General features: G+C 64.2%; 10 protein-coding genes. 8 read left to right on the top strand and 2 right to left on the bottom strand.

The window, feature by feature from the left end:
• The first annotated feature begins 12 nt into the window (after positions 1 to 12).
• The gene (locus BM060_RS17415) at positions 13 to 843 is read left to right on the top strand and encodes a tetratricopeptide repeat protein (protein ID WP_074981399.1); all 831 of its coding nucleotides are present in this window, start codon (positions 13 to 15) and stop codon (positions 841 to 843) included.
• Positions 843 to 1172, top strand: coding sequence for a YqcC family protein (locus tag BM060_RS17420; RefSeq protein ID WP_009612949.1), 330 nt, complete (start codon positions 843 to 845; stop codon positions 1170 to 1172). Before BM060_RS17415 ends, BM060_RS17420 begins: the two co-directional genes overlap by 1 nt.
• A gap of 18 nt (positions 1173 to 1190) precedes the next feature.
• On the opposite strand, the gene BM060_RS17425 is transcribed toward BM060_RS17420, so the two are convergent.
• The gene (locus BM060_RS17425) at positions 1191 to 1637 is read right to left on the bottom strand and encodes a DUF4124 domain-containing protein (RefSeq protein ID WP_009612942.1); all 447 of its coding nucleotides are present in this window, start codon (positions 1635 to 1637) and stop codon (positions 1191 to 1193) included.
• 402 nt (positions 1638 to 2039) lie between these two features.
• Here BM060_RS17425 and BM060_RS17430 point away from each other — a divergent pair, with 402 nt between their 5' ends.
• From BM060_RS17430 to msrQ, 6 genes are all read left to right on the top strand, one after another.
• Positions 2040 to 3770: an acetolactate synthase 3 large subunit gene (locus BM060_RS17430; RefSeq protein WP_074981402.1), complete on the top strand. Its 1731-nt coding sequence runs from the start codon at positions 2040 to 2042 to the stop codon at positions 3768 to 3770.
• 2 nt (positions 3771 to 3772) lie between these two features.
• Positions 3773 to 4264, top strand: a complete 492-nt coding sequence (gene ilvN / locus BM060_RS17435) for an acetolactate synthase small subunit (RefSeq protein WP_009612939.1) — start codon at positions 3773 to 3775, stop codon at positions 4262 to 4264.
• Between the two features lie 46 nt (positions 4265 to 4310).
• The gene (gene ilvC, locus BM060_RS17440; protein ID WP_074981404.1) at positions 4311 to 5327 is read left to right on the top strand and encodes a ketol-acid reductoisomerase; all 1017 of its coding nucleotides are present in this window, start codon (positions 4311 to 4313) and stop codon (positions 5325 to 5327) included.
• Between the two features lie 140 nt (positions 5328 to 5467).
• Positions 5468 to 6286 (top strand): CDP-diacylglycerol--serine O-phosphatidyltransferase, encoded by an 819-nt coding sequence (pssA, locus tag BM060_RS17445; RefSeq protein WP_009612935.1) that lies wholly within the window; start codon positions 5468 to 5470, stop codon positions 6284 to 6286.
• A gap of 62 nt (positions 6287 to 6348) precedes the next feature.
• Positions 6349 to 7362, top strand: coding sequence for a protein-methionine-sulfoxide reductase catalytic subunit MsrP (gene msrP, locus BM060_RS17450; RefSeq protein ID WP_074981405.1), 1014 nt, complete (start codon positions 6349 to 6351; stop codon positions 7360 to 7362).
• A gap of 5 nt (positions 7363 to 7367) precedes the next feature.
• Complete coding sequence (msrQ, locus tag BM060_RS17455; RefSeq protein WP_024128092.1) at positions 7368 to 7976, top strand: protein-methionine-sulfoxide reductase heme-binding subunit MsrQ; 609 nt, start codon at positions 7368 to 7370, stop codon at positions 7974 to 7976.
• Positions 7977 to 8102: 126 nt separating this feature from the next.
• On the opposite strand, the gene BM060_RS33000 is transcribed toward msrQ, so the two are convergent.
• Positions 8103 to 8375, bottom strand: a complete 273-nt coding sequence (locus BM060_RS33000; RefSeq protein ID WP_177224368.1) for a hypothetical protein — start codon at positions 8373 to 8375, stop codon at positions 8103 to 8105.
• Between the last annotated feature and the right edge of the window lie 92 nt (positions 8376 to 8467).

The raw sequence follows: 8467 nt of genomic DNA on the forward strand, positions 1-8467 counted from the left end.
AGAGGATTCGAAGTGAAAAACGCGTGGTTTGCCGTGGCTGCCGCCGCGGCCGTGCTGTCCGGCTGCGCTTCCCCGCAGCAGGGCGCTATCCCGGTGCGGGATTCCGGCACCTCGGTGTCCAACCAGGAGCGGGTCGGCTATTCCAATGCCAACCGCCCGGCCAATGCCAACACCGCGCCGAGCGCGGCATCGCAGCCGGCCGGTGACTCCGGCGTGACCGTGATGGTGCCCCAGGATGCCGGCATGGCACCGATCCAGACCTTCCCGGCGCAGACTGGCGCAGCGCCGATCTCCACCGCCCCGATCACTCCGGGCGTGCAGTCCGGCAGCGTCCCGGCGGCGCCCGCCGGCAGCGCGCCGAGCAATATCAGCGCCACCGGCGGCTTCAGCCAGCAGACCTACCAGCAGCCGGTCTACCAGCAGCAACAGCCCAGCTACCAGCAGCAGGCCCCGGCCGCGCCGGTGCAGGCGCCGTCGGGCATTCCCTCGCGCAACGCGCCGCTGGCCGCCGACGAGCAGCTCGATGGCCCGGTCCTGGCGCTGCTCACCACCGCTCAGCAACAGCAGGGCAGCGGCGACCTCAACGGCGCCTCGGCCAGCCTGGAGCGCGCCCAGCGCATCGCCCCGCGCGAGCCGCAGGTGCTCTACAAGCTCGCCCAGGTGCGCCTGGCCCAGGGCGACGCCGCCCAGGCCGAGCAGGTGGCGCGCCGCGGCCTGTCGCTGGCCAACGGCCGGCCGACGCTGCAGGCCAGCCTGTGGGACGTGATCGCCAAGGCCCGCGAGGCCCAGGGTGACGCGGCCGGCGCGGCTACCGCGCGGCAGAACGCCAAGGCAACGCTGTGATGGACGATCGCCTGCCGGCCGTGGCCGACCAGCTCCTGCTGATCGAGCGGGAGCTGCGCGCGCTGTCGCTGTGGGGGGAACAGCCGCCCTCGGAGGAGGCGCTGGCCAGCCAGGAGCCGTTCTGCGTGGATACGCTGGAGCTGGAGGAATGGCTGCAGTGGATCTTCCTGCCGCGCATGAAGCTGATCATCGAGACGGGCGCGCAGCTGCCGCGCGCCTCGGGCATTCGCGCCATCGCCGAAATGGTCTACGTGGACGAGGGCGAGCACATGCACGCCCTGTTCGAGGCCCTGGGCGAGTTCGACCGGCTGATCGGCGAGGCGCCCTGAGCCGCGCCTACGCGTCGGTCAGTTGCAGTTCTTCTGCAGGTCCTGCTCGGTCTGGGTGATGCGGGCCTGCCGCTCTTCTTCCGGGATGCGCCGCATCTCGCCGTCGTCGTCGGCCACCCGCACCCGCGGGTTGTTCTTCAATTGCGCCAGGTTGGTCCGCAGGGTGTCGCAGTAGCGCGCGCGCTCGGCCTCCTGCTGGGCGACCTCCTGGCGCACCTTCTCGTCGGCGGCCTTCTGCTTGTCGCTGGCCGAAGGCGCCGGCGCGGGAGCCGGCCTGGGCGGCAGCGGGAAGCCCGAGGGCGGCGGGGCGACCTTGGTGTCCACGGTGGCGGCTTCGGCGCCCTGCGGCGGCTGCGCGCCAAAATGCGTGACGCCCTGGGCGTCGACCCACTTGTATACCTGGGCGGCCATCAGCGGAGCACTCAGGGCGAACATCAGAGCGCCCATCACAATCGTCCGTCGCATGCGGTTTCGGTCCTTGGATGCGGAAACTGCGGGTAACTATAACCAAAAGTGTCGAGGCGTCCGCAGAGAAAGATCACAACCTGCGTTAGACACAAATCCATATATGGCTTGACTTGACGAGGCCGAATCAGAAGAATCCAAGGTTCGCTGCAGTGGGCCGGCCGCAAGCTGGTTTTACTCGGCAGACAAGAGGCGCTACCCGCGCCGCTAAGTTTCACCCTGCTTCGCGTTACCTCGCGCTGGGTGGAGGCCCTCCGTAACACACCAGGTGCGCCTCCAAGTTCTGCTCATTCGGCAGTCGACGTAGCCGGCGATCACAATCGCCCAATTGTCTGCCGGGCAGCCAACCAAGTTTCGGTCCCCCGCCCCTGGGAGATCGTTTAGCGTTCTAGAGGTGACAACGTGGAGCTTTTATCCGGCGCTGAAATGGTCGTCCGCTCGTTGCGTGACGAAGGCGTTAAGTACATCTACGGGTACCCGGGCGGTGCCCTCCTGCACATCTACGACGCTCTCTTCAAAGAGAACGACGTGACCCACATTCTCGTGCGTCACGAGCAGGCCGCTACCCACATGGCCGACGGCTATGCGCGCGCCACCGGCAAGCCCGGCGTGGTCCTGGTGACCTCCGGCCCCGGCGCGACCAACGCCATCACCGGCATCGCCACCGCCTACATGGACTCCATCCCGATGGTGGTGATCTCCGGCCAGGTGTCGAGCAACATGGTCGGCACCGACGCCTTCCAGGAAACCGACATGGTCGGCATTTCCCGGCCGATCGTGAAGCACAGCTTCATCATCAAGCACCCTTCGGAAATCCCCGAGGTCATCAAGAAGGCCTTCTACATCGCCCAGTCCGGCCGTCCGGGCCCGGTGGTGATCGACATTCCGAAAGACATGGGCGACCCGACGCAGAAGTTCGAGTACGCCTATCCGAAGAAGGTCAAGCTGCGCTCCTACAGCCCCGCGGTCCGCGGCCACTCCGGCCAGATCCGCAAGGCCGCCGAGCTGCTGCTGGCCGCCAAGCGCCCGATCATCTATTCCGGTGGCGGCGTCATCATGGGCAACGCTTCCGAGCCGCTGACCGAAGTGGCGCGCCTGCTCAATATCCCGGTGACCAACACCCTCATGGGCCTGGGCGGCTTCCCCGGCAACGACCGCCAGTTCGTCGGCATGCTCGGCATGCACGGCAGCTACACCGCCAACCTGGCAATGCACCACGCGGACGTGATCTTCGCCGTCGGCGCGCGCTTCGATGACCGCGTCATCAACGGCGAGACCGCCGCCAAGTTCTGCCCGAACGCCAAGATCATCCACGTCGACATCGACCCGGCCTCGATCTCCAAGACCGTCAAGGCCGACATCCCGATCGTCGGTCCGGTGGACAGCGTGCTGGCCGAGATGGCCACCATCCTCAAGGAAATCGGCGAGACCCCGAACAAGGAAGCCGTGGCCGCCTGGTGGAAGCAGATCGACGAGTGGCGCGGCAACCGCGGCCTGTTCCCCTACGACAAGGGCGACGGCAGCATCATCAAGCCGCAGAGCGTCATCGAGACCCTCTGGGAAGTCACCGGCGGCGACGCCTTCGTGGCCTCCGACGTGGGCCAGCACCAGATGTTCGCCGCCCAGTACTACCGCTTCAACAAGCCCAATCGCTGGATCAACTCCGGCGGCCTGGGCACCATGGGCTTCGGTTTCCCCGCGGCCATGGGCGTGAAGCTGAACTTCCCGGAGGCCGACGTGGCCTGCGTGACCGGCGAAGGCAGCATCCAGATGAACATCCAGGAGCTGTCGACCTGCCTGCAGTACGACCTGCCGGTGAAGATCGTCAACCTGAACAACGGTGCGCTGGGCATGGTCCGCCAATGGCAGGACATGCAGTACAACAGCCGCTACTCGCACTCCTACATGGAATCCCTGCCTGACTTCGTCAAGCTGGCCGAGGCCTATGGCCACGTCGGTATGCGCATCACCGACCTCAAGGACCTGAAGCCGAAGATGGAAGAGGCGTTCGCCATGAAGAACCGCCTGGTCTTCCTCGACATCCAGGTCGATACCAGCGAGCACGTCTATCCGATGCAGATCCGCGGCGGTTCGATGCGCGACATGTGGCTGAGCAAGACGGAGCGTACCTGATCATGCGACACATCATTTCCCTGCTGCTGGAAAACGAACCCGGCGCGCTGTCCCGCGTGGTCGGCCTGTTCTCCCAGCGCAACTACAACATCGAGACCCTGACCGTGGCGCCGACCGAGGACCCGACCCTGTCGCGCCTCACCCTGACCACGGCCGGGCATGACGAAGTCATCGAGCAGATCACCAAGAACCTCAACAAGCTGATCGAGGTGGTGAAGCTGGTGAACCTGTCGGAAAGCGCCCACATCGAGCGCGAGCTGATGCTGGTGAAGATCAAGGCCACCGGCGCCCAGCGCGCCGAGGTCAAGCGCACCACCGACATCTTCCGCGGTCAGATCGTCGACGTCACCAGCAGCGTCTACACCGTGCAGCTGGCCGGCACCAGCGACAAGCTCGACAGCTTCATCCAGGCCATCGGTACCGCTGCGATCATCGAGACGGTGCGGACCGGCGTGACCGGCATCGCCCGCGGCGACAAGACTCTCAGCATCTGAATTTGAAAGACGGCCCACGAGGCCACTAGACCAGGGGATTACCCAAATGCGCGTTTTCTACGATAAAGACTGTGACCTCTCCATCATCCAGGGCAAGAAAGTTGCCATCATCGGTTACGGTTCCCAGGGCCACGCCCATGCCTGCAACCTGAAGGACTCCGGCGTCGACGTCACCGTCGGCCTGCGTTCGGGCTCGCCGTCCGCCGTCAAGGCGCAGAACCATGGCCTGAAAGTGGCCGACGTGCCGAGCGCCGTCGCCGCCGCCGACCTGGTGATGATCCTGACCCCGGACGAGTTCCAGGGCCGCCTGTACAAGGACGAGATCGAGCCGAACCTGAAGAAGGGCGCTACCCTGGCCTTCGCCCACGGCTTCTCCATTCACTACAACCAGGTCGTACCGCGCGCTGACCTCGATGTGATCATGATCGCGCCGAAGGCTCCGGGCCACACCGTGCGTTCCGAGTTCGTCAAGGGCGGTGGTATCCCCGACCTGATCGCCATCTACCAGGACGCTTCGGGCAATGCCAAGAACGTCGCCCTGTCCTACGCCTGCGGCGTCGGCGGCGGCCGTACCGGCATCATCGAAACCACCTTCAAGGACGAGACCGAAACCGACCTGTTCGGCGAGCAGGCCGTTCTCTGCGGCGGTTGCGTCGAGCTGGTGAAAGCCGGTTTCGAAACCCTGGTCGAAGCCGGCTACGCGCCGGAAATGGCCTACTTCGAGTGCCTGCACGAGCTGAAGCTGATCGTCGACCTCATGTACGAAGGCGGCATCGCCAACATGAACTACTCGATCTCGAACAACGCCGAATACGGCGAGTACGTGACCGGTCCGGAAGTGATCAACGCCGAATCCCGTCAGGCCATGCGCAACGCTCTGAAGCGCATCCAGGACGGCGAATACGCCAAGATGTTCATCTCCGAAGGCGCCACCAACTACCCATCGATGACCGCCAAGCGCCGTAACAACGCCGCTCACGGCATCGAAGTCATCGGTGAGCAGCTGCGCGCCATGATGCCCTGGATCGCTGCCAACAAGATCGTCGACAAGTCCAAGAACTAAGGGCTTAGCGACACTTGAAGAAACGCGGCCCCGGCCGCGTTTTTTCGTTCTTGCCCGGGGTTCTGGTATAAAGCCTGTGCGCCCGGGCGTCCGTGCCCCGCGCTCGATCTTATTCCGCTGAGTTCCCTAAGGAAGTCTCCATGAGTGAAGGTCCCGAGGAGCCGAACAAGGCCTCCGAAGAAACCGAAAGCCTGCTGCCCATCGACGAGCACGTCGAGGAAGGGCACGACGCCGACGGCCGCAAGGTCCGCCACCGCGGCATCTACCTGCTGCCCAACCTGTTCACCACCGCGGCGCTGTTCACCGGCCTGTACGCCATCATCAACGCCATGAGCGGCGACTTCTCCAATGCCGCCATCGCCATCTTCGTCGCCATGGTCCTGGATGGTCTGGACGGTCGCGTCGCGCGCCTGACCAACACCCAGAGCGCCTTCGGCGCCGAGTACGACTCGCTGTCGGACATGGTCGCCTTCGGCGTGGCCCCGGCGCTGGTCGCTTTCGAGTGGGCGCTGAGCAGCCTGGGCAAGGTCGGCTGGATGGTCGCCTTCATCTATGTGGCCGGTGCCGCGCTGCGCCTGGCGCGCTTCAACACCCAGGTGGGCAAGGCCGACAAGCGCTACTTCATCGGCCTGGCCAGCCCGGCCGCCGCCGCCCTGGTGGCCGGCACCGTGTGGGCCTTCGCCGACTTCGACATCCAGGGTGCCAAGGTCTCCCTGCTGGTCGCGCTGATGGTCGCCGCCGCCGGCATGCTGATGGTCAGCAACATCAAGTACCACAGCTTCAAGGATCTCGACCTGCGCGGCCGCGTGCCCTTCGTGGCGATCCTGGTGGTGGTGCTGGCCTTCGCCGTGGTCTTCACCGACCCGCCGCGCATCCTGCTGCTGCTGTTCCTCGCTTATGCCGCGTCCGGTCCGGTGCAATACTTGTTGCAATTGCGCCGTCGCCGCCGTCCGAGCTGATGTAATTTCCCCCGGGCTCCGCAGTCTATTGGCGCACACAGCCAGTCGTTGCGGAGCCCGCCATGCTGATCCGTATTGCCCGACCTTCCGATTGCCACGAGTCGGAAGTCACCCCTGAAACCCTTTATCTCTCCCGCCGCCGTTTCCTCGCCGCCAGTGCGGCAGGTGCCGCCCTTGCCGGTCTGCCGGCCATGGGGTTGGCTGATCCTTCCCGATATGCCGATGTGGAAGCCGCTGCGAGCACACCGGGCTGGTTCAGTGAGAAGCTGCCGGCGATCAAATGGGATGCCGTCACTGTGCAAGGGGAGAGCATCACCCCCTTCAAGGATGCGACCACCTATAACAACTTCTACGAGTTCGGCCCGGACAAGGGCGACCCGGCCGCCAACGCCGGCGCACTGAGGACCGAGCCCTGGTCGGTGGTGATCGATGGCGAGGTGGCGAAGCCCGGCAAGTACGCCCTTGAGGACTTCATCAAGCCCTACCAGCTGGAAGAGCGCATCTACCGCCTGCGCTGCGTGGAGGCCTGGTCGATGGTCATCCCCTGGATCGGCTTCCCGCTGTCGGAGCTGATCAAGCGTGTCGAGCCGACGGGCAACGCCAAGTACCTGCGCTTCGAAACCCTGGTCGACCGCGAGCGCATGCCCGGCGTGCAATCCAATTTCGCCCTGATCGACTGGCCCTACGTGGAGGGCCTGCGGATGGATGAGGCCATGCACCCGCTGGCGATTCTCGTCGTGGGCATGTACGGCCGCATCCTGGCCAACCAGAACGGCGCGCCGCTGCGCCTGATCGTGCCGTGGAAGTACGGCTTCAAGGGCGCCAAGTCGATCATCCGCATCAGCTTCGTCGCCGAACAGCCGAAGACCACCTGGGAAAGCCTGGCGCCCGACGAGTACGGCTTCTACGCCAACGTCAACCCGACGGTGGACCACCCGCGCTGGAGCCAGGCTCGCGAGCGGCGCCTGCCCAGCGGACTATTCAGCCCCAATGTTCGTCCCACCCTCATGTTCAATGGCTACGCCGACGAAGTGGCCTCGCTGTACGCGGGGATGGACCTGAGGAAGAACTATTGATGCAGATGCGCAATCCTATCTGGCGCGCCAGCGTATTCCTGCTGGCGCTGATACCGCCGCTCTACTGGCTGTACCTGGCCTGGATCTTTGCCCTGGGGCCCGACCCGGGCAAGGCGCTGGTCGACAACCTGGGGCAGGGCGGCCTGGTCCTGTTGCTGCTGACTCTGGCCATGACCCCGCTGCAGAGGCTGACGCGCTGGAACGGCTGGATCCTGGTGCGCCGGCAGCTCGGCCTGTGGTGTTTCACCTATATATGCCTGCACCTGTGCGCCTACTTGGTGTTCATCCTCGGTCTGGACTGGACGCAACTGGGCGTCGAATTACGCAAGCGGCCCTACATAATCGTCGGGACCCTGGGTTTCCTGGGCCTGTTGCCGCTGGCCCTGACCTCGAACAAATACAGCATGCGCAAGCTGGGCAGCGGCTGGAAGAAGCTGCACCGGCTGGTCTATGTCATCCTCGCCCTGGGGCTCCTGCATATGCTGTGGGTGGTGCGTTCGGACATCGAGCGCTGGTCGCTATATGCAGCCATAGGCGTATTCCTGCTGTTGCTGCGCCTGCCGCCGGTGGCGCGGCAATTGCCGGCGCTGCGGGCCCGTTTCGCATCCCGCTGAAGATTCTTTCAGAAAAGTGTTGACGGGCATTTTGAAGTCCCTATAATGCGCACCACTCCCAGTGACGAAGCGCTGAAAGGGCTTGAAAATCAAGCACTTAAGCAGATTGGAAGTTGGGGGTGGTGGTCAGGTGGGTGATTCACTCGCCGCCTTTGGGTTCGACAGCTGCTCCGGCAGCGAGCCAAAAGGAAGATCGCCGAGGTGCTTGACAGCGAGTTTGATCGCTGTAGAATGCGCCTCCCGCTGACGAGAAGCTCCGGCCGATCGACAGCGCAAGCGGTTGAGTAGGAACGAAAAATTCTGAAAATAACGCTTGACGAAATAAGAGGTTGGCGTAGAATGCGCGGCCTCGGTTGAGACGAAAGAATCAACCAACTGCTCTTTAACAAGTTGAATCAAGCAATTCGTGTGGGTGCTTGTGAGCTAAGACTGGTGATCGCAAGATTATCAGCATCACAAGTAACACTCGTGAATTCGAGAGTTTTTTGCGA

It is taken from the genome of Pseudomonas citronellolis, assembly GCF_900112375.1.
Taxonomy (GTDB): Bacteria; Pseudomonadota; Gammaproteobacteria; order Pseudomonadales; family Pseudomonadaceae; genus Pseudomonas; species Pseudomonas citronellolis.

Bases quoted from the DNA above. Each gene is read 5' to 3' on its own strand.
- BM060_RS17420 (WP_009612949.1), top strand. From the start codon at position 843: ATGGACGATCGCCTGCCGGCCGTGGCCGACCAGCTCCTGCTGATCGAG.
- BM060_RS17425 (WP_009612942.1), bottom strand. From the start codon at position 1,637: ATGCGACGGACGATTGTGATGGGCGCTCTGATGTTCGCCCTGAGTGCT.
- pssA (WP_009612935.1), top strand. From the start codon at position 5,468: ATGAGTGAAGGTCCCGAGGAGCCGAACAAGGCCTCCGAAGAAACCGAA.
- msrP (WP_074981405.1), top strand. From the start codon at position 6,349: ATGCTGATCCGTATTGCCCGACCTTCCGATTGCCACGAGTCGGAAGTC.
- ilvC (WP_074981404.1), top strand. From the start codon at position 4,311: ATGCGCGTTTTCTACGATAAAGACTGTGACCTCTCCATCATCCAGGGC.
- ilvN (WP_009612939.1), top strand. From the start codon at position 3,773: ATGCGACACATCATTTCCCTGCTGCTGGAAAACGAACCCGGCGCGCTG.
- msrQ (WP_024128092.1), top strand. From the start codon at position 7,368: ATGCGCAATCCTATCTGGCGCGCCAGCGTATTCCTGCTGGCGCTGATA.